Origin of the sequence: Bacillus sp. 16GRE42 (assembly GCF_019837435.1) — a bacterium.
Lineage (GTDB): Bacteria > Bacillota > Bacilli > Bacillales > Bacillaceae_G > Bacillus_A > Bacillus_A wiedmannii.
Genome location: NZ_JADAXF010000004.1, coordinates 68,443 through 86,178 on the forward strand (window position 1 = coordinate 68,443; position 17,736 = coordinate 86,178).

Consider the following 17,736-nt stretch of genomic DNA (forward strand, 5'->3'; position numbering starts at 1 on the left):
ATGTAGTTATAAAAAAAGACCGGCGTACACCAGCCCTTTTTTAGCAATTATTCTTTTACAGGAACAACCGCGCCTTTATATTCTTTAGTAATAAAGTCTTCAATTTCTTTAGAATGTAGTACTTCTACAAGAGCTTTAATCGCTTTTTTATCTTTATCACCTTTACGAACAGCTACTACGTTTGCGTATGGAGAATCATCACCTTCAATTGCAATTGCATCTTTTTCTGGATTTAATTTCGCATCAATTGCATAGTTCGAGTTAATTAAAACAGCGTCGCCCTCTTTGTTGTTATACACTTGCGGTAATAAACCAGGCTCAATATCTGTTTTGAACTTTAAGTTTTTCGGATTATCTGCAATATCTTTTGGAGTTGCACTAACTGGATCTACTCCGTCTTTAATTTTTAAAATGCCTCCTTTTTGTAAAATTGCTAAACCACGTCCATGGTCAGTAACGGAATTACTCATAATAATTGTCGCCCCGTCTGGAAGTTCTTTTAAGCTCTTATATTTTTGAGAATATACACCGATTGGCTCTAAATGAATTTTCCCTGCTATTTCAAAATCATATTTTTTATCTTTCATTTCTTTTTCTAAATACGGAATGTGCTGGAAGTAGTTTGCATCTAAATCCTTATCCGCTAACGATTTATTTGGTAACACGTAATCTTGGAACTTTTTCACTTCTAATTCAATTCCTTTTTTCTCAAGTAACGGTTTTGCCTTTTCTAAAATTTCAGCGTGCGGTACGTTAGAAGCACCAACAACAAGTTTCTTTTCATCTTTATCTTTCCCGCCACAAGCAGCTAACCCAAAAATTGAAGTTGAAATAAGTGCTGTAAGTAATAATTTTTTCATTTGAAATATCCTCCCATTTTTTATTATCGTTTATCTATTCGAGTCGTTAAACTATCACCAATCCACTGAATGAAAAATACAACTAATAATACACAAATTGTCGCAACGATTGTTACATCGTTATTTCCTCGTTGGAATCCTTCTAAATAAGCAAGTGTTCCAAGGCCACCAGCACCAACAACTCCCGCCATTGCTGTATAGCCTACTAAAGCAATTGTCGTAACCGTGATACCAGATACTAATGCTGGTAACGATTCTGGAATTAAAACTTTCAAAATAATTGTGCTTGTTTTTGCTCCCATTGCTTTCGAAGCTTCAATTACACCTTTATCAATTTCACGAAGCGCAATTTCAACCATTCTCGCGTAAAATGGTGCCGCTCCAATAATTAAAGCTGGAAGTGCTGCACTCGCTCCAAGAATTGTTCCAAGCAGAATCTTTGTGAATGGGATTAATAAAATGATTAAAATGATGAACGGTATCGAGCGGAAAATGTTTACGAACGCTCCAATCCCCGTGTTAACCGCTTTGTTTTCCCATAAATTATCTTTCGCTGTCATAAAGAGTAACAATCCTAAAATTAGTCCTAATACAAATGTGGCAAGAGCTGCGATTGCCGTCATATATAACGTTTCACCAGTTGCTTCTAACATTTGATTCCAATCAACATTTGCAATTAACTTATCCATGTGCAATCACCTCCAGCTCTACTTGATCTTGATGTATTCCCTCTATTGCTTGCTGAATCGCTGTTTCCTCACCATTTAAATGAACAACTAAACTACCGTAAGAGCCGTTATTCGTTTGTGCGATATTTCCTTGCAAAATGCTAACTTCTATATCACTGCGTTGCATCAATCTTTGAAGCACCGGTCTTTCTACTGCCTCGCCGATAAACTGCAAACGAACTACTTTACCATCTGGATACTTTTCAATTAAACTTTCAATCGTTTCATTTGTATCTTCAGAATCCGTTAACTGCTGTACAAATCGTTTCGTAATGTCTTTCTGCGGATTGCGGAATACATCAAGTACTGGACCCGTTTCTACAATCTTTCCTTTCTCCATTACCGCCACTCGATTACAAATTTTTCGAATCACGTGCATCTCGTGTGTAATGAGTACAATTGTTAAACCGAGACGCTTATTAATATCTAATAATAAATCTAAAATTTGATCTGTCGTTTCTGGATCAAGAGCTGATGTCGCTTCATCACATAAAAGCACTTGTGGGTTGTTAGCCAATGCTCTTGCAATACCAACGCGTTGCTTTTGTCCTCCGCTCAGCTGAGATGGATACGCGTCTCCTCTTCCTTCTAATCCAACAAGATGAATTAACTCATCTACGCGTTTTCTTCTCTTCGCCTTATCAACACCTGCAATTTCAAGTGGGAACTCGATATTCTCGCGTACAGTTCGTGACCAAAGTAAGTTGAAGTGCTGAAAAATCATTCCGATTTCTTGCCTTGCCTTACGAAGTTCACTCCCTGTAATTGCTGAAATCACACGATTTGCAATTGTAATTTGGCCAGAAGTTGGTTTCTCTAACTGATTGAATAATCTGATTAAAGAACTTTTCCCAGCGCCACTATATCCGATAACACCAAATATTTCACCTTTGTCTATTTTTAAATTGGCATTATCTACAGCAGTGACATCACCGCTTTTTGCTTTATATATTTTTTTTACATTCTCTAATAGAATCATGATGTATCACCCCTTTTTTAATTAAAAAGCGCAAACGGCTTGTTTAGAACAAGAGGGCGTTGGAATCCCTGACGTAGAGGTGCTTTTTGCCTCATAGGAAGGGATGAAACAACCGACTGTTCTAGCCGCTGGAGCTAGATTTCATAAAGATTTTGGATCGACTCCGCAATTTTTTATGTTTAATGCGTGTAGTCCACCGTTATCACTACTTTTATTATTTGAATGTCCTCCACATTCAAACAATAAAAAAACCTTTCCGCTTTAGAGAAGCAGAAAGGTTTATATGCGTATATCACAACATTATCCCTCTCTCTCATCTCTCAAAGCATTTGCTTTGCAGGAATTGGCACCATTTCAACATAAGTTGACGGTTGCCGGGCTTCACAGGGCACAGTCCCTCCACCTCTCTTGATAAGAGAAATCAGATTACATTTTCGTCTGATTTGTAATTTATGAAATTGTCTATATTTTATGAATTGAATTGTATCAATATCCACACACCATGTCAACAGAAATTTTCGCAAAAAATGAAACTTCAGAATTTTAAGCACCTACTGACATCGGTTTACATATGTGAAACATCGATTCAACTAATAGCATCGTTCGATACGTTCCCGAATATTGTACACGTCCATCGTTCATTAACATTTGCAATCGTACATTTCCGTTCACCAATTGTTTTACATCTTCCTCATCTACACAAACGATTTGCTCCGTTCCTCTTTCCTCATGTAGCAGCTCTATATAATCTCTTGAAATTTGTAACGAACAACTTTCATCTCCAAAGCGGAAATTAACAGTTTTTTCTCCTTGTCTTAAAAGTGGCTCTAAATGATATTGACCATTAGCGTAATTTACAAATGATTGCAGCAAAGAATATAATTTCAACCTAAATCACATCCTTCATATCACTTTCTATTACACATACCATTCCCTCTCACTAAAGAGCAATCCTGTTACTTTCGCTCGACAAATACTGTAACCACCCTGCATCTCGACATATTTCCCGAGAAATATGTCGAGGCGGCAAAAACTTTGCCGCCTACTTTAATTCCGTATATAAATATTCAACCGAATGAAATGCATATATCTTCTTCATGAGTGTCCCCTTTTCAAAAACAAGTAAACACGGTACACTTTCGATTCCATACTCTTTCGCTAAATGCGGAGCATAATTTAAATCTAACATTCCAATTTTCAAGTCTTCAATTGTCAGCTCAACGACTGTTAACATCTTTTTTGCTAATTGGCATGTTCCACACATTGGAGTATATACATATAACACTGTTTTTTCTTCGTTCTCTATTAGGGTTGTAGCTTCGGCTCCTGTCCAATCAATCACTTCTATCATTCCTTACCGTAAATATTCTGTATAAACGTCAATGTCAGCTCCCCATAATACATTTGCTAAGTGTGAAGATGGCGCAGTTGCCACTTCTCGGTACGAGCGATCAATATAAATATGCTCTGCTTGCGGAAATTCTTTTCGAAATTGCTTCCTTAACTTTTCTCCAGCATCATCAGCATCCACTAGTACATACACTTCCTTATCAAAAAACTGATCAATGAGCTCATCCATTTTCGATAAACCAATTGTACCATTTGTACAAACAATTTCCACCGGTTCACGAATAATAGATTCAATCTTTCTTCTATCTGATTTACCTTCTACAATAATGACTTTTTCTACATAAATCATATGTCATCACCCGATCACCATATACTATACAACCTTTAACTTAGTATATAGTATATTCGTTATTTTCATGTTGTTTCCTGTTTATTTTTGCAAAAGAAAAGCAGAAGCGGCTTGCTCAGAACAAGAGGGCATCCGAACCCCTGAACTAGGGGCCCCTTTTGCCTCAAGTTCAGGAGTGAAATAACCGACTGTTCTAGCCGCTGGAGCTGGATCATAAAGAAAAACGGCACCGACTGTTTAGCCCTGTTGGCTAAGGTTCTTTCGTACAGAAGACGCCTTTTGTCTTCTCGTGCGAAAGCTGCTAGGAGGTGGAGCTGGACAATGAAAAACGCAAGCGGCTCGTTCAGATTACGAAGCCACATGAAACCTTACCGAAAAACGTTCATTCCCATAATAGCTTATTCATTTACACTCGATTTTAAATGTATTATGTAACACAAAATAAAAAAGGACAGCACAAAGGCTGTCCTTTAGTCGACTATAATTAGTCTTGGTTTGTCATTTCTGCATATTTTTCAGCAGTTAATAACTTCTCAACTTGGCTTGCATCAGAAAGTTCAACTTTAACCATCCATGCACCCTCGTATGGAGATTCGTTAACAAGTTCTGGTTGGTCACTTAATTCTTCGTTTACTGCTACAACTTTACCACTTACAGGTGCGTATAATTCAGAAACTGTTTTAACAGATTCTACGCTTCCGAATGGCTCGTCAGCTTCGATTGTTGCACCTACTTCAGGAAGTTCAACGAATACGATATCGCCTAGCTCACCTTGTGCAAAGTGAGTAATACCGATAACAACTTCATTACCTTCAGTTTTTACCCATTCGTGTTCTTCAGAGTAACGTAAATTATTTGGAATGCTCATGACTGTACCTCCAGTGAATGTATTAATTATGTAAAAATACCTTATTGGTACTTTTTCCACACACTTTCAAACTGCTCTTCGTTAAAACCAAGTGTTACATTCGTTCCACCTGCTACAATTGGACGCTTAATCAACATGCCATCAGATGCTAAAAGCTCGTACATTTCGTCTTCACTGGCATCTTTCAACTTATCTTTCAGACCAAGTTCGCGGTAACGCATTCCACTTGTATTAAAGAATTTTTTTAATGGTAATTCACTTTTTTCATGTAAATTACGTAAATCTTCTTTTGACGGTGGATTTTCAACAATATGAATCATCTCATATGCTACATCGTTTGCCTCAAACCATTTCTTTGCTTTTTGACATGTGCCACACTTTGGATATGAATAAAATGTTACTGTCATAAATTCACCTACTTTTTTACTAACCTTTACCTTTATCATATAGAAAACGTTTTATTATTTCAAACGATTATTCGCTAAACTTTTACTTATTTCGTGATAATTTTTTATAATCCTGCAAATTTTTCTTATTTTTCCGCCATTTGTTAAGAAAAAATAAATATATAAATTTTTTAGATTCTTCTCTTATCCCTCGCCGAACGTATATCTTAAACAAACGTTTGATTAACTCCCCTTTTTTCTTTGTTAGCCCTTGAGCTGTATCGATTTTCCCCTACCGAACATACATCTTAAACAAACGTTTATTTAACCATTTCAGCCTATAATCACAGAACCCGGAAACACTTTAAATGACAAAGGCGTACAGATAAAAGGAACTAACGATTTTGGCCGTAATAGTGAGAGTATTCCATGATGTTGAAGAAATTACTGCAATGAAAAAAGCCCTAATTAGGGCTTCTTATTCCGCTTTTACAGCAAGACTACTATCCATGAAATTGCTAATTGAATGAAATAAAAAAAGACGCATTTAAAGTGATGCGTCTTTTGGCAATGTTTCTTTTGTGAAATCATATAAAGCAACTGCGCCTAAAATAACCAATATACTTTCAGGGGCATCTAACAAAATAGTTCTCCAAGTTTCTGATATTACCCATTTAATACCTGCGGCTGATTCAAGATACGCTTGAAAATAACTGATTGTAAAATCAATTACACATAAACATACAAGTAATGTTAGACCAAATTGAATCAATTTCTTATTTTTAAACATGTAACACCTCTCAAAATTCATTGGATATTTCTGCTTTCAGTTCATTACATATAAAAATCTTTATATGTAATTTTAACATGAATAAAATCCAAATAAATACAATATGCCCATTTGCATATTTCGTGAATATTGAGGAATTACTGTTAATAAAAAAGCCCTACAAGTGTAGGACAAAATAGCTTTAGCAATACCGACAATTAATCGCATAAATAACGGAATCATTTGAACCACTATATAGCCAATCCCAGTCCTTGAAATAAGGGGAAATCCCTTTTCCTGGCTACCACCCATAATGAATATCCCGCCACATAACGCTACAACGGATGCGATAGAACCGACAGGTAAGAAATTACTGCAAAGAAAAAGCCATGCATAAACATGACTTTCATAGCATAATCACTTCTATATTCAATAGAAATTAAAGTGAATTATATTTCTTTACTTTTAAAGGAATAGATATTACATATAAATCTATAGCATAAGTAATAATCAAAATCCCTTTTCCTTCATCAGCAAATTTTGCTTGCAGAAACTTTTCTGAAACTTTCCTTTTTCTCCATCTCTTTGGAAGGTATTCGAATCCTAAGAACATAATAATAGCCCGATACTCATTAACTTAACTACTTTTCTTTTTTCCATGATATTTCAAATTCTCCACCATGTTCTTCTGTTATAATTTTAACTTTATATGTATCATCTTTAGACACTTTAATATTATTTTTACTGTTTCCACTATTAACTTCCAGTATTGTATTATCATTTGAATCTAAAACATAAGCCTTTATGGTTCCTTGCTTCGTTTTATCATCAAAGATAAATATCCAGCTTTCACCTTTTTTTACATCCATATCTTGAGTTGCAAAACCTGTGAAACTTTTATACTTTCCATCTATACTATTTGAACCTCCATGAACCTTACCACCAACAATCGTTCCCTCTCTTGTAAAACAACCACTAAGAACTACCAAACATAGAACAAATAATAATGTATTTTTAATAGTTTTCAACATCATTCCCCCCTTATCCTCACAATACATATCCTCTTATTTACATTTTTTCTTTCATAAAGAAAAATGGATCTTTGTCCCCGTAAATAACGTAATGAATGTTGACAATCCCCTTGTTAGAGTACCATATTAAAAATAAAAAGGAGTAATAAGCAATGGATATTAAAATAGTGGATATATCAGAAAAATTATTAGATGGATATAAAGTTTTAGTTCAAGTAGATAGCAATCCATTTATCGCTGAGTGTGATGGGGATAAGCCAGAAAAAAACGAAAACTATAATGTAGAAATACATATAGATGATGAATTTATATGGAATACAAATATAACCTTTTCAGATAAAAATGCAAATGCAATAATTCAGAATAGTAAAGGCTTTAAAGTAATTGCTAAGCTAGATTATAACAGTGAGGATAACTTAGCAACACTAAATATCTACGATAGTATCATACTAATTGATTTAGAAGGAATTGAGCAAGATATAACAAATGAATGGGTAGAAATGCAGTGCACTTCAATTAAGATATTTAATACTAATTTTTAACAGAAATCCATTACATAACTATGGCATAGTCGTTATGATGTAGTGAGGTATAGAAAGAGTAAGCGAGTATATAAATAAACATGTTTATATGCATATGAATATCCTACTGCAATTCCTGCTCAAGCAGACGCCACTAACCATACCTTAGCCACTCATAACCGCAAGTCCAGTCTCAACAGGAACGCTTATTGGCCATAATGAAGCTAAAGCCGCTTGCATACTTGCCCACAAACCAATACCAATCGCAAGGGGGAGATGTAGAACTAACATTATCATCCCTTGATAAAACGAGCTAATACTCGATGCGCTTTATTAAATTTTATAATTAAATCTGCAATAGCTGATATAAAATTATAAATCGGTATCATTACAGCCGCGAATGCATCTGGCATACGTTGTAAAGCTTGCGTGAGCTTCTCAATCACATTGTTATATGCTTCTACATAAAAAAATAAGAAGCCTCGTTTACAGGCTCCTTCATCATCGACTTAAATAATCTGCAATTGTTTGAAATACTACGATATACATATTATGAATACTTTCTTCTGTATTTCCACCATTTGATAAACCAACTGCCCATTGTTGCCCTTCACCACTTCCGATATTTGCAAAACCTTGCGTATACATAGCATTTACATCTTTTCGTGCACTGTTATACTCTATCCCTTTTGTAATAAACGTTGAATATGATTTATCTTGCAAACCGATAAAAAATACTGGTTTCTTTAGCGATGAAAATACATTTTTATACTGCTCTGTTGAGGCTTCTTGAAAGTAATCTTTCATTATTAAGAAACCATCCACTTCCTTAGATTTCTTTTCCAGTTCCTCTAACTTCATTTCCTCAAACTTTATATTCCTAAACGTATCTTTCGGCTTTTCTCCAATAACTCCAATTACGAGTGCTCTCCCGTTATATTCTAATTTCTCTCCTTCTTTATCCTTTGCACACCCAGCACTCACTAGGCATATCAATATAAAAAATAAGAAATACGATAAACGCTTCATTTAGCACCCTCCCCTTCTTTTAAGTCAAGTGACGAAAACGTAAGGTTAATTCAAGAAAATGTAAGTAAAATCGATAGCTCAAATGACGTTTCTATATTATAATCAATTGAATTTACTTACATTACTACACATAGGAGATTATCATGAAGAAATTTAAACTTTCATCTTTTCTTCCGTTAAGTTATATACTTCTACTCGTACTCGTAAGTCCCCTTTACGATGTATTAAATAAATCTACTGTACACGCAGTAGATGTCACAACTGTAGTAGATGATTGGATTCCATTTGTGAAAGCATTTATTATTCCTTATTTACTTTGGTTTCCTTACTTATACGGCGCACTTATTTATTATTGCTTTGCAGATCGAAAACAATATTATGTCACTTTAAGTAGTATAATTTTTGGAAAACTTGCTTGTTTTTCTATTTATTATTTTTGGCAAACAACTGTACCACGTCCAACAGTCATTGGATCAGACGTATTTTCCGAACTAGTCCGGTATATTTATAGTATCGATCAACCGGTAAACTGTTTCCCTAGCATTCACGTTCTTACTACCTTTGTGATTATGCTAGCTGCCTTTAAACGTAGAGAACAACATGCTTTTGAATATTATATTCTTACCTTCTTCGGTACGCTTATTATTTTATCAACGCTATTTACGAAGCAACACGCATTTGTAGACGCCATTTCTGGAATGACGCTTGCAAGCATACTTTACTTCGGCGTTCAGCTTTTATTAGCAAAAGAAACTGTACGTGTTCCAGTAAAACAAAATCACAAAATGTAAAAAGCAGACTGTGGCTTCCAGTCTGCTTTTCTCTATATAAAATTTAAGATTGCGGTACAGTCATATCACCAGAATGAATACGACCTGCTTTTTTAAGAGCAATGTAAAGTATATAAGAAACAGCTACTGGAATGATGATATAAGTGATTACCATCGCTGGGACAACTTCCCATCCTTCGCTAGAAATTAAATTAATTGGTGCGATAAGAGAACTTAATCCAAGACCTGCAATTTCTTTTCCTGCTTCCAGTTGGAAAATTAATGCAGATACTGGACCAACTATAGCACTGGCGACGACAGTTGGGACGAGAATCATTGGATTTTTAGTGATATTTGGCAACTGTACTTTCGGAGTACAAAGCGCTTGAGCTAATATACCGCCTAAATTATTTTCTTTCGCTGAGATTACAGAGAATCCGATAAACTGAGCAACGCAGCCTGCAAGAGCAGCACCACCTGCAACACCGTCTAAGCTAAGTGCGATCGCTAACGCAGCTGATGAAGCTGGAGAGATAAGTAATAGTCCCCAAACGACTGCAATAACAATAGAAGCGATGAACGGGCTACCAGCTGAACTATCTTTAATGAATGCTCCAACTGTATTTAACACAGGAGTAATATTATGAGATAACCATATACCGACTAAACCAGAACCTAATATTGCTGCAAATGGAACGAGCATCATATCTAACGCAGTTTTTCCGCTTAAACGTTTACCAATATATACAGCTAAAGTTGCTGTTAATAATGCACCGATTGGTTCACCTGTTTTAATGATTAGACCCGCTTCAGTAATGGAAATGGATCCGGCACCAATCGCTCCAGCTACCATAGCCGAGAAAATTACAAGACCATTTGCACCGAGCATAAAGGCAATTCCGGCACCAATGGCTGGTGCCATAAGTGATTTTGCAACAACCCCGATTGTAATAAGCATTGGAATATCAACAATTCTTCCTATATTTTCGATTAGTAAACCAATTCCAAGGGATACGAAAATACCTTGTGCGATTCCAGCTGATGCTTTAAATACACGAGACATTATATATTCCTTCATTTGTTTCACCTTCTCCTATAAGTTAGTAACCAATTGTTTTCATATAATCACGTAAAATATCGTTTGATTTTGCGAATCGAGATTCTTCATCCTCTGTTAAATTTAGTTCTACAATTTCTTTCATACCATCTCTAGTAATAATAGCTGGCACTCCTGTACAAATATCATATTCACCATACTCACCATCTAAAATGGCTGATACAGCAATTACACGGTGATCATCATTAAAGATTGAGCTCGCAATATACGCTAGAGAATTTCCGATTCCGTAATAAGTAGTACCTTTTCGTTTATAAATTTCCCATCCAGCTTTTGCAGTCTTCTCAACAATTTCATCTAAATCTATTTCACCAAATTGGTCTTTTTTCTCTTCTAAAATTTGTAGAATCGGCTTTCCACCAACCGCTACGTGAGACCAAGCAACCATTTGAGAATCACCATGTTCTCCTAGAGAATACCCATGAATACTACGAGGATCTACATGTAACATTTCAGATAAAATTGTTCTTAAGCGAGAAGAATCTAATGATGTACCAGTACCGATCACACGATTTCTAGGTAATCCAGATAATTTCCACACTTGATATGTAATAATATCAACTGGGTTCGATGCAAGTAAGAAAATACCATCAAATCCACTTTCCATTACGCCTCCAACAATACTTTCCATAATCTTCGCACTCGCTCCTAAAGTATCTAAGCGACTTTGTCCAGGTTTTGGTGCTGGTCCTGCTGTAATAATAACGATGTCCATATCTTTGCAGTCTTCATAGCTTCCTGCATATACTTTTGTTCTTGTATTTGTAAAATTAATGCAGTGTGATAAATCCATCGCTTCCCCAACTGCACGTTCATGATTTATATCAATTAATAATAGTTCTTCGCAAATGCCTTGATTTACAATGGAATATGCACAACTTGATCCAACTAATCCAGTACCGATAATTGCAATTTTTCTTGTATTTCTTTTCATAGCAATCTCTCCTAATTGATCATATAATCTATTTCTTTTGTTCTTTACACTCCTCATTATATAGATTCCCACGATATAAACCATGGATACTTTGTGAATCATTGAGCAAACTTTTTGTCTTTTTTGTGAATTGTTATATTCCATTTTCGTCATATTTGTTACAACTGGAAAAATATTTATTATATATTTATTGACATATATAAAGTGAAACCTTAATCACCCTTCACCAATTGTACTTTTACGGGACAAAACAAAAAAACGAGCGACTTCATTCGCCCGTTTTTTCATCCCATTATTCTGCACTTAATTGGCCTTTTAATTGCTGTACAATCATTGGGTTAGCAGGTGCAGCTGGCTTATAATAACTCTTTTGCTTTGCGTACTCATACATATTACGTTGACGCATCTCATCTTGATTACGAATTTGGATTAACGTTTGATGTAACTGTTCATTATCAGACTGAGAAATATAATTTGCATAACTTGTTAAACTTGCATTTAATCCTGCTAAATAATCGTTTACCATATCTTTTTCATTCATCTGTCGTTTCCTCCTATCCTAGGAAAGTCATTAATTGCTGTTTCGTATTTCGTGCATCTTGCGCATCCTTTTGTAACATTTGTTTCAGTTGTGGATCTGTACAAGCCTGTGCATACTGGTCTAACTTATTAATAATTGTTGCATGTCCACCAATTAAATGGCGTAAGTTTTCTACTTCAAGCTCTGTTAAATTTTGCATAGAATACTCCTACCTTTCTTTATTCGTTCACTGTTAGTATTTAGCTCTTTTTTGATTGTATACATGAATTAACTTTTTCACGTGCATACAAAATAAAAGATGAATAGCTAAGCCATTCATCTTTTATACTGGTTATGTATTTATTTTTATAGAGACACAATCATACTTATACTCACAAGTAAGTTCCATACAATGTGTAAAACAATACTAGGTATAATAGATTGCGTCTTTTTGTATAACATTGCAAATACCATTCCCATAATCGTTGCCGTAATCAGAAGACCTCCATGAAGAATTCCAAAAATGAAGGAAGAAATAATGATACCAACTAAAAAATTATATTTCTTTTCTAAAAATCGATATAAAATACCTCGAAATAGAATTTCTTCTTTAATCGGTGTAATTATAGCAACACTTAACACATATATAATACTTTGTATGCTATTTTGAATCCCTAAGCTCCCTAATTGTTCCTTCTGTTCTTCTGCACTTTCAAAACTAAACACATGTAACATTAAATATTGTGATAACGCAATGACTATAAAACCAATTAATAGATATAAATATGTCTTCCCATTCTTCAAAACGGATACATCCCAAATAGATTTAATAAAATGAAGAACTGGTTTATAAGCTAGTAAAACGATAGCAACAACAGCTGCATCTATTAAAAGGAAATAGTACCCCTCTAAATTATCACGCAACGCTTCCTCACCATAAATCCCCAAAGCCAAACCAAGGAATAATCCTCCCAGAAGTAAGAATCCTAAAATGGTTGCTATCATTACAAATAGATTTTTATATGTTATATTCTCTATTTTTCTTTCCGCACTATACGCTTCTAACACTGTTTTACTCATAATATTCCTCCATTTGTTTTCATTTCCCTCAACAAAATCCTTTAATGTAAATATAAAGATAATATAGCGAATCTTTCAAAAGAATAATATGCAATTTTACATATTATGAAAACTTTGTATTCTATAGTTTTAGGAATCAGATTGCTATACAATAATTATTATATGAAGTTTCAAAAAACTTTCTATCCACCATACCCCTCGCATCATATAAAACTTATTAGTTAAAGGAGCAATGACTATGAAAACCCATGAATTCCTTACAGAAATTCAGAAAGGCTCTGAACCTAGTCCCTATCAAGATCCTATCGCATTCAGTTTCGTTTGCTTTTTCTTAGCGATATATACATTTTTCAAACCTGCAAAATAATATCATTTAATAAGAAAAAGCCTCTAAACCATTAGAGACTCTTTTCCATCTAATATCTTCTTTTCAAAACTACAATAGTTAAAGCATACGAACAAAGTACTCCAGCTAATAAAAATGCATTTGCTAACTTATACTCTTCGCCTGTCAATGAATATAGATTCCCGATTAAAAAGATAACTAAATATAGAAATAAAAATACAAATAATGAAATTTTAGCTGCATTCCCTGTAATATGCTCGCCTCTTTCATCTTCCCCTTCATTCTTCTGAAAACGTGTTGAATATAAAACACCTATTATTCCTGCTACTGAGATTATGATCCCTATTACAACACTCATTCCGTTTCCCCCTCTATCTTATATTGAAAAACTTCATGAAACTCCTTACCGAAAATATGTGCAATTTCAAAAGCTAAAATTAAAGATGGATTGTAACGATTCGCTTCAATTGAGGCGATCGTTTGTCTACTTACCCCAGCTTTGTTCGCTAAATCTGTTTGTGACCAGCGCTTTTCTGCTCTAAGTACAACGAGATTATTTTGTAAATTTCCACTCTGTTTCATAACCCCTCCTCTTTTTACATTATTTTCTATTTTTTAGTTGTAATTTATTTTTAACATCATGTAAACTATTTTTAACACCAAATGAAACTTTTATCCATCTACCGTTCTTTTGAAATCATATATACTAAAAAACCTTAGAATCGCTTCTAAGGTTTCGGGTTGTCTCGCTTCCTATTCAACCTCTCATTACATGTAATCCTTTAATAAATGTTTCCAATAATACATGTAAACTTGTATCTAAATCTAGCGGCAAACCAAATCCACCCTGCTGTTCAATCGACGCAAATCCATGGCAAATACTTCTGAATCCACGTGTCGCATGAAGTGCATTCTCTCCTTCTAAGCCGTACTGCTGTAAAACCTGAAGACAAAGCTTTACAATTCCGTCACCTGCTTTTCTTACTTCTTCATCTCGTAAAAAGGTTGCTTCATACAGTCCAGGGTGTTTGCGGACGAATGCTACATACGCTTCTCCTAAAGCATGAATTGCTTCATCCATACGTTTACCCTCAGCCGATTCTTCCAGTCTGTTATGCAGCTGTTTTATTCCGTACATACCGAGATTTTTCCGTACATCTTGTAAACCTTTCACATGATTATATAGCGAGGGTGAACGTACCCCTAATGTTTGCGCTAATGAGGCTAACGTTACTTCTTGTATTCCATTTATATCTGCAATTTCTGCTGCTGTTTCTACAATTTTTTGCAATGTAAGTCCGATTCTCGGTGACATAAATTAACCTTCTTTCCTACTTTCTATATTCCGCTTAGCTTCCTTAATAGCAAGTTTTATGACAGTGCCTGGATCCTTTATCATTTTCCCATGTCCTGCCGCAAGCAAGGAAGGCTCATATTCGCTTAACTTCTCTGCACTTTGTAGTGATATTTCTTTGCTCCACGTTGCCATCGCAGGAAACGGAAACCAAAATTTCATTTGTCCCGAAACAGCCATACCTCCTCTTGTTTGGAAGGCATCCCCGACAATAAGAGCTTTATTTCTTACATCAAGGAACGACATGGATCCTGGCGTATGTCCCGGTGTCATAATCGCAAGAAGCGATCCAACTCGGTCGCCATCTTCCAATAAAACATCAGGTACCGTTTTTATCTTTTTAGGTACACCGCCTTTTATCGGCATATTCGGTTCATCCTTTTGTAACTTCGTATCTCCTTCTAAAAGCTTTGCGTCCCGCTTAGAAATATAGACTGGAACATTAGGAAGCACTTCCTTTAATGCGTCTAATGCACCAATATGATCATCATGCGCATGTGTTAATACAATCTTAGTAATTGGCTTCCCTATTTTCTCAGCCACCTGTAAAATTCCTTTCGCGCTATATGGCAAAGCCGCATCAATTAAAGTTAAACCATCTTCTTCCTCGACAAAGTAACAATTCACAGGAAACACTCTTGGCAAAAATGACAATTGGTATACCGTTTTTTCATGTATCACTCTCATATTTCCAGCTCCCTTTCTGAATAAAACTAATACCATTAGTTTTATTATACTAATGGTATTAGTTTTATGACACTAAAATTTTCATTTTTGAAAAAAAAAAAAAAAAAAGAACAGTAGCCGTTTATACGACTACTGTTCTTTACACCTATTAAACTGTGTAACGCTCATCTTCTAAAATTTTCGCAGCAATTTCACGCTTCTTCGGAATTACGTTAAGTGGTGTGTGGCGAGTTAATTTACGTAATGATGATAACATCATGCGCAGCATGTCGCCGTTTTCAACTGCGATAAGTGTTTCTTTCGCATCTGCTTCGATTTCGTTGAATGCTTCTTGACAGAATACTTCAGTGTATAACACTTTTTGTTTATTCTTTTCAAGACCAGTTGTTTTAATTGCTTTTTCTGTACGAAGAACAGCTGACTCCATTGCGTAAAGGTTGCTTACGATATCAGCGATATTCACAAGAATTTCTTGCTCTTTATCTAATGCTTTACCGTATTTTTGAGCAGCTAATCCAGCTACCATTAAGCCGATTTTCTTCGCGTTAGTTACTAAATATTTTTGAAGTGCTAATGGCTCATCGCCTACTTCTTCTGGCATCATCATCATTAACTCTTCTTGTAATTTTTGTGCTTTTTGAAGAAGTGGTAATTCACCTTTCATCGCTTTACGTAAGAACGTACCTGGTACGATTAGGCGGTTAATTTCGTTCGTTCCTTCGAAAATACGGTTAATACGAGAATCGCGGTACATTCTTTCAATCTCGTACTCTGCCATAAATCCGTAACCACCGTGAATTTGAACACCTTCATCTACTGTATAATCTAGTACTTCAGAACCGAATACTTTATTTAAAGAGCACTCGATTGCATATTCAGCGATAGAAGCTGCTACTGCTTTACCGTCCTTTACTTCCTCTTCAGATAATGTGCTCATGCGGCTTTCGAATAAACCTACTGTACGGTATACAGAGCTTTCAGCTGCATATGTTTTCGCTGCCATGTTCGCAAGTTTCTCTTGAATTAATGGGAAGCGAGCGATTGGTTGTTTGAACTGTTGACGTTGGTTTGCATATTGTGCTGAAATTTCTACTGCACGTTTCGCAGATCCAACTGTACCAACACCTAATTTATAACGGCCGATATTTAAAATGTTGAACGCGATAATATGACCTTTACCGATTTCACCAAGTAAGTTTTCTTTCGGTACTAATGCATCTTCTAAAATTAACGTACGAGTTGAAGAACATTTAATACCCATTTTCTTTTCTTCTGGGCTTGTAGATACGCCAGCATATTCTTTCTCTACGATAAATGCAGAGAAGTGCTCTCCATCAATTTTTGCGTATACGATAAATACGTCAGCGAATGCAGAGTTTGTAATCCATTGTTTTTCACCATTTAATACGTAATGTGTACCTTCTGCATTTAAACGTGCAGTTGTTTTCGCACCTAATGCATCAGACCCTGAACCTGGCTCTGTTAATGCGTATGCTGCTAATTTTTCACCAGTTGCAAGTAATGGTAAATACTTTTTCTTTTGCTCTTCGTTACCAAATAAAACGATTGGTAAAGATCCGATACCTACGTGAGCACCGTGAGTAATTGCAAAACCACCAGCGCGAGAGAATTTCTCTGCGATTAACGCTGAGCTTACTTTATCAAGGCCAATTCCGCCGTACTCTTCTGGTACGTCAGCGCCTAATAAACCAAGTTCCCCAGCTTCTTTTAAAAGGCGAACAGAACGATCAAACTCGTGTTGCTCTAAATATTCAAGCTCTGGAAGAACTTCATTTACGATAAAGTCCTCTGTCGTTTTTGCAATCATTTTATGCTCAGATGAAAAATCCTCTGGCGTAAACACTTGATCAATCGTAATCTCATCAACTAAAAAGCTACCGCCTTTAACCGCATTTCCTACTGTTTTTTCCATGAAAATTTCCTCCTTCATATTTTCATAAGCCGCTCCTTTCTTTTTGAAAGAAGCTGGCTCTCAATTTTATTTTTTATAAACCTTTGTTGCTTCCATTCTTTGCATGGGCGTCTCGTTCTGAACGA

General features: G+C 35.5%; 25 protein-coding genes and 1 riboswitch. Of the genes, 2 read left to right on the forward strand and 23 right to left on the reverse strand.

Annotated features, from left to right (window positions below; translation table 11 throughout):
• Positions 1-47: 47 nt before the first annotated feature.
• The 10 genes from metQ to ILS93_RS20900 all read right to left on the reverse strand — a co-directional run bounded on the left by metQ (position 48) and on the right by ILS93_RS20900 (position 7,320).
• Positions 48-860, reverse strand: coding sequence for a methionine ABC transporter substrate-binding lipoprotein MetQ (gene metQ, locus ILS93_RS20855; protein WP_064476282.1), 813 nt, complete (start codon positions 858-860; stop codon positions 48-50).
• Positions 861-883: 23 nt separating this feature from the next.
• Entirely contained in the window at positions 884-1,549 is a 666-nt protein-coding gene (locus tag ILS93_RS20860; RefSeq protein ID WP_000359328.1) for a methionine ABC transporter permease, read from the reverse strand.
• Positions 1,542-2,567 (reverse strand): methionine ABC transporter ATP-binding protein, encoded by a 1,026-nt coding sequence (locus ILS93_RS20865; RefSeq protein ID WP_000601756.1) that lies wholly within the window; start codon positions 2,565-2,567, stop codon positions 1,542-1,544. The genes ILS93_RS20860 and ILS93_RS20865 overlap by 8 nt, the downstream gene beginning before the upstream one ends.
• A gap of 310 nt (positions 2,568-2,877) precedes the next feature.
• Positions 2,878-2,985: riboswitch (SAM riboswitch) on the reverse strand.
• A gap of 125 nt (positions 2,986-3,110) precedes the next feature.
• A complete protein-coding gene (locus tag ILS93_RS20870; protein WP_000781217.1) occupies positions 3,111-3,455 on the reverse strand; it encodes a hypothetical protein in 345 nt (114 codons plus the stop codon).
• A 154-nt stretch (positions 3,456-3,609) separates the two neighbouring features.
• Entirely contained in the window at positions 3,610-3,918 is a 309-nt protein-coding gene (locus ILS93_RS20875) for a thioredoxin family protein (RefSeq protein WP_098111107.1), read from the reverse strand.
• A 3-nt stretch (positions 3,919-3,921) separates the two neighbouring features.
• A complete protein-coding gene (locus ILS93_RS20880; RefSeq protein ID WP_000640866.1) occupies positions 3,922-4,266 on the reverse strand; it encodes a toprim domain-containing protein in 345 nt (114 codons plus the stop codon).
• Positions 4,267-4,750: 484 nt separating this feature from the next.
• Positions 4,751-5,134, reverse strand: a complete 384-nt coding sequence (gene gcvH, locus ILS93_RS20885; protein ID WP_000026896.1) for a glycine cleavage system protein GcvH — start codon at positions 5,132-5,134, stop codon at positions 4,751-4,753.
• 41 nt (positions 5,135-5,175) lie between these two features.
• Positions 5,176-5,541, reverse strand: coding sequence for an arsenate reductase family protein (locus tag ILS93_RS20890; protein WP_064476279.1), 366 nt, complete (start codon positions 5,539-5,541; stop codon positions 5,176-5,178).
• Between the two features lie 526 nt (positions 5,542-6,067).
• Positions 6,068-6,310 (reverse strand): DUF3937 family protein, encoded by a 243-nt coding sequence (locus ILS93_RS20895; RefSeq protein WP_002143630.1) that lies wholly within the window; start codon positions 6,308-6,310, stop codon positions 6,068-6,070.
• 620 nt (positions 6,311-6,930) lie between these two features.
• Entirely contained in the window at positions 6,931-7,320 is a 390-nt protein-coding gene (locus ILS93_RS20900; RefSeq protein ID WP_141530027.1) for a hypothetical protein, read from the reverse strand.
• A gap of 152 nt (positions 7,321-7,472) precedes the next feature.
• On the opposite strand from ILS93_RS20900, the gene ILS93_RS20905 reads away from it, so the two are divergent.
• Positions 7,473-7,862 carry a hypothetical protein gene (locus ILS93_RS20905; RefSeq protein WP_088046852.1) on the forward strand — a complete coding sequence of 130 codons (390 nt, stop codon included), beginning with the start codon at positions 7,473-7,475 and terminating at the stop codon, positions 7,860-7,862.
• A gap of 144 nt (positions 7,863-8,006) precedes the next feature.
• Here the strand turns inward: ILS93_RS20905 and ILS93_RS28750 are convergent, their stop codons facing one another.
• The 3 genes from ILS93_RS28750 to ILS93_RS20915 are packed head-to-tail and all read right to left on the reverse strand — an operon-like array spanning position 8,007 to position 8,870.
• On the reverse strand, positions 8,007-8,132 hold the full coding sequence (locus tag ILS93_RS28750; RefSeq protein WP_255290209.1) for a hypothetical protein: 126 nt from the start codon (positions 8,130-8,132) through the stop codon (positions 8,007-8,009).
• 2 nt (positions 8,133-8,134) lie between these two features.
• Positions 8,135-8,287 (reverse strand): hypothetical protein, encoded by a 153-nt coding sequence (locus tag ILS93_RS20910; protein ID WP_002034624.1) that lies wholly within the window; start codon positions 8,285-8,287, stop codon positions 8,135-8,137.
• A 55-nt stretch (positions 8,288-8,342) separates the two neighbouring features.
• Positions 8,343-8,870 carry a hypothetical protein gene (locus tag ILS93_RS20915; protein WP_098273302.1) on the reverse strand — a complete coding sequence of 176 codons (528 nt, stop codon included), beginning with the start codon at positions 8,868-8,870 and terminating at the stop codon, positions 8,343-8,345.
• Positions 8,871-9,013: 143 nt separating this feature from the next.
• Here ILS93_RS20915 and ILS93_RS20920 point away from each other — a divergent pair, with 143 nt between their 5' ends.
• Positions 9,014-9,661, forward strand: a complete 648-nt coding sequence (locus ILS93_RS20920) for a phosphatase PAP2 family protein (protein ID WP_098273301.1) — start codon at positions 9,014-9,016, stop codon at positions 9,659-9,661.
• A 43-nt stretch (positions 9,662-9,704) separates the two neighbouring features.
• Here ILS93_RS20920 and ILS93_RS20925 read toward each other — a convergent pair whose 3' ends face one another.
• From ILS93_RS20925 to ILS93_RS20970, 10 genes are all read right to left on the reverse strand, one after another.
• A complete protein-coding gene (locus ILS93_RS20925) occupies positions 9,705-10,718 on the reverse strand; it encodes a PTS sugar transporter subunit IIC (protein WP_064476274.1) in 1,014 nt (337 codons plus the stop codon).
• 22 nt (positions 10,719-10,740) lie between these two features.
• Positions 10,741-11,691 (reverse strand): L-lactate dehydrogenase, encoded by a 951-nt coding sequence (locus ILS93_RS20930; protein WP_064476273.1) that lies wholly within the window; start codon positions 11,689-11,691, stop codon positions 10,741-10,743.
• A gap of 292 nt (positions 11,692-11,983) precedes the next feature.
• Positions 11,984-12,232, reverse strand: coding sequence for a spore coat protein (locus ILS93_RS20935; RefSeq protein ID WP_001002991.1), 249 nt, complete (start codon positions 12,230-12,232; stop codon positions 11,984-11,986).
• Between the two features lie 13 nt (positions 12,233-12,245).
• On the reverse strand, positions 12,246-12,431 hold the full coding sequence (locus ILS93_RS20940) for a hypothetical protein (protein ID WP_001180550.1): 186 nt from the start codon (positions 12,429-12,431) through the stop codon (positions 12,246-12,248).
• Positions 12,432-12,577: 146 nt separating this feature from the next.
• On the reverse strand, positions 12,578-13,291 hold the full coding sequence (locus ILS93_RS20945) for a CPBP family intramembrane glutamic endopeptidase (RefSeq protein WP_064476272.1): 714 nt from the start codon (positions 13,289-13,291) through the stop codon (positions 12,578-12,580).
• Between the two features lie 416 nt (positions 13,292-13,707).
• Complete coding sequence (locus ILS93_RS20950; protein ID WP_064476271.1) at positions 13,708-13,995, reverse strand: DUF2178 domain-containing protein; 288 nt, start codon at positions 13,993-13,995, stop codon at positions 13,708-13,710.
• The gene (locus tag ILS93_RS20955; protein WP_064476270.1) at positions 13,992-14,219 is read right to left on the reverse strand and encodes a helix-turn-helix transcriptional regulator; all 228 of its coding nucleotides are present in this window, start codon (positions 14,217-14,219) and stop codon (positions 13,992-13,994) included. Before ILS93_RS20955 ends, ILS93_RS20950 begins: the two co-directional genes overlap by 4 nt.
• Positions 14,220-14,394: 175 nt before the next feature.
• Entirely contained in the window at positions 14,395-14,952 is a 558-nt protein-coding gene (locus ILS93_RS20960) for a TetR/AcrR family transcriptional regulator (protein WP_064476269.1), read from the reverse strand.
• Positions 14,953-14,955: 3 nt separating this feature from the next.
• A complete protein-coding gene (locus tag ILS93_RS20965) occupies positions 14,956-15,678 on the reverse strand; it encodes an MBL fold metallo-hydrolase (RefSeq protein WP_064476268.1) in 723 nt (240 codons plus the stop codon).
• Between the two features lie 148 nt (positions 15,679-15,826).
• Complete coding sequence (locus ILS93_RS20970; protein ID WP_000416287.1) at positions 15,827-17,611, reverse strand: acyl-CoA dehydrogenase family protein; 1,785 nt, start codon at positions 17,609-17,611, stop codon at positions 15,827-15,829.
• Between the last annotated feature and the right edge of the window lie 125 nt (positions 17,612-17,736).

Bases quoted from the DNA above. Each gene is read 5' to 3' on its own strand.
- metQ (WP_064476282.1), bottom strand. From the start codon at position 860: ATGAAAAAATTATTACTTACAGCACTTATTTCAACTTCAATTTTTGGG.
- ILS93_RS20860 (WP_000359328.1), bottom strand. From the start codon at position 1,549: ATGGATAAGTTAATTGCAAATGTTGATTGGAATCAAATGTTAGAAGCA.
- ILS93_RS20865 (WP_000601756.1), bottom strand. From the start codon at position 2,567: ATGATTCTATTAGAGAATGTAAAAAAAATATATAAAGCAAAAAGCGGT.
- ILS93_RS20875 (WP_098111107.1), bottom strand. From the start codon at position 3,918: ATGATAGAAGTGATTGATTGGACAGGAGCCGAAGCTACAACCCTAATA.
- ILS93_RS20880 (WP_000640866.1), bottom strand. From the start codon at position 4,266: ATGATTTATGTAGAAAAAGTCATTATTGTAGAAGGTAAATCAGATAGA.
- gcvH (WP_000026896.1), bottom strand. From the start codon at position 5,134: ATGAGCATTCCAAATAATTTACGTTACTCTGAAGAACACGAATGGGTA.
- ILS93_RS20890 (WP_064476279.1), bottom strand. From the start codon at position 5,541: ATGACAGTAACATTTTATTCATATCCAAAGTGTGGCACATGTCAAAAA.
- ILS93_RS20895 (WP_002143630.1), bottom strand. From the start codon at position 6,310: ATGTTTAAAAATAAGAAATTGATTCAATTTGGTCTAACATTACTTGTA.
- ILS93_RS20900 (WP_141530027.1), bottom strand. From the start codon at position 7,320: ATGTTGAAAACTATTAAAAATACATTATTATTTGTTCTATGTTTGGTA.
- ILS93_RS20905 (WP_088046852.1), top strand. From the start codon at position 7,473: ATGGATATTAAAATAGTGGATATATCAGAAAAATTATTAGATGGATAT.
- ILS93_RS28750 (WP_255290209.1), bottom strand. From the start codon at position 8,132: ATGTTAGTTCTACATCTCCCCCTTGCGATTGGTATTGGTTTGTGGGCA.
- ILS93_RS20915 (WP_098273302.1), bottom strand. From the start codon at position 8,870: ATGAAGCGTTTATCGTATTTCTTATTTTTTATATTGATATGCCTAGTG.
- ILS93_RS20920 (WP_098273301.1), top strand. From the start codon at position 9,014: ATGAAGAAATTTAAACTTTCATCTTTTCTTCCGTTAAGTTATATACTT.
- ILS93_RS20925 (WP_064476274.1), bottom strand. From the start codon at position 10,718: ATGAAGGAATATATAATGTCTCGTGTATTTAAAGCATCAGCTGGAATC.
- ILS93_RS20930 (WP_064476273.1), bottom strand. From the start codon at position 11,691: ATGAAAAGAAATACAAGAAAAATTGCAATTATCGGTACTGGATTAGTT.
- ILS93_RS20935 (WP_001002991.1), bottom strand. From the start codon at position 12,232: ATGAATGAAAAAGATATGGTAAACGATTATTTAGCAGGATTAAATGCA.
- ILS93_RS20940 (WP_001180550.1), bottom strand. From the start codon at position 12,431: ATGCAAAATTTAACAGAGCTTGAAGTAGAAAACTTACGCCATTTAATT.
- ILS93_RS20945 (WP_064476272.1), bottom strand. From the start codon at position 13,291: ATGAGTAAAACAGTGTTAGAAGCGTATAGTGCGGAAAGAAAAATAGAG.
- ILS93_RS20950 (WP_064476271.1), bottom strand. From the start codon at position 13,995: ATGAGTGTTGTAATAGGGATCATAATCTCAGTAGCAGGAATAATAGGT.
- ILS93_RS20955 (WP_064476270.1), bottom strand. From the start codon at position 14,219: ATGAAACAGAGTGGAAATTTACAAAATAATCTCGTTGTACTTAGAGCA.
- ILS93_RS20960 (WP_064476269.1), bottom strand. From the start codon at position 14,952: ATGTCACCGAGAATCGGACTTACATTGCAAAAAATTGTAGAAACAGCA.
- ILS93_RS20965 (WP_064476268.1), bottom strand. From the start codon at position 15,678: ATGAGAGTGATACATGAAAAAACGGTATACCAATTGTCATTTTTGCCA.
- ILS93_RS20970 (WP_000416287.1), bottom strand. From the start codon at position 17,611: ATGGAAAAAACAGTAGGAAATGCGGTTAAAGGCGGTAGCTTTTTAGTT.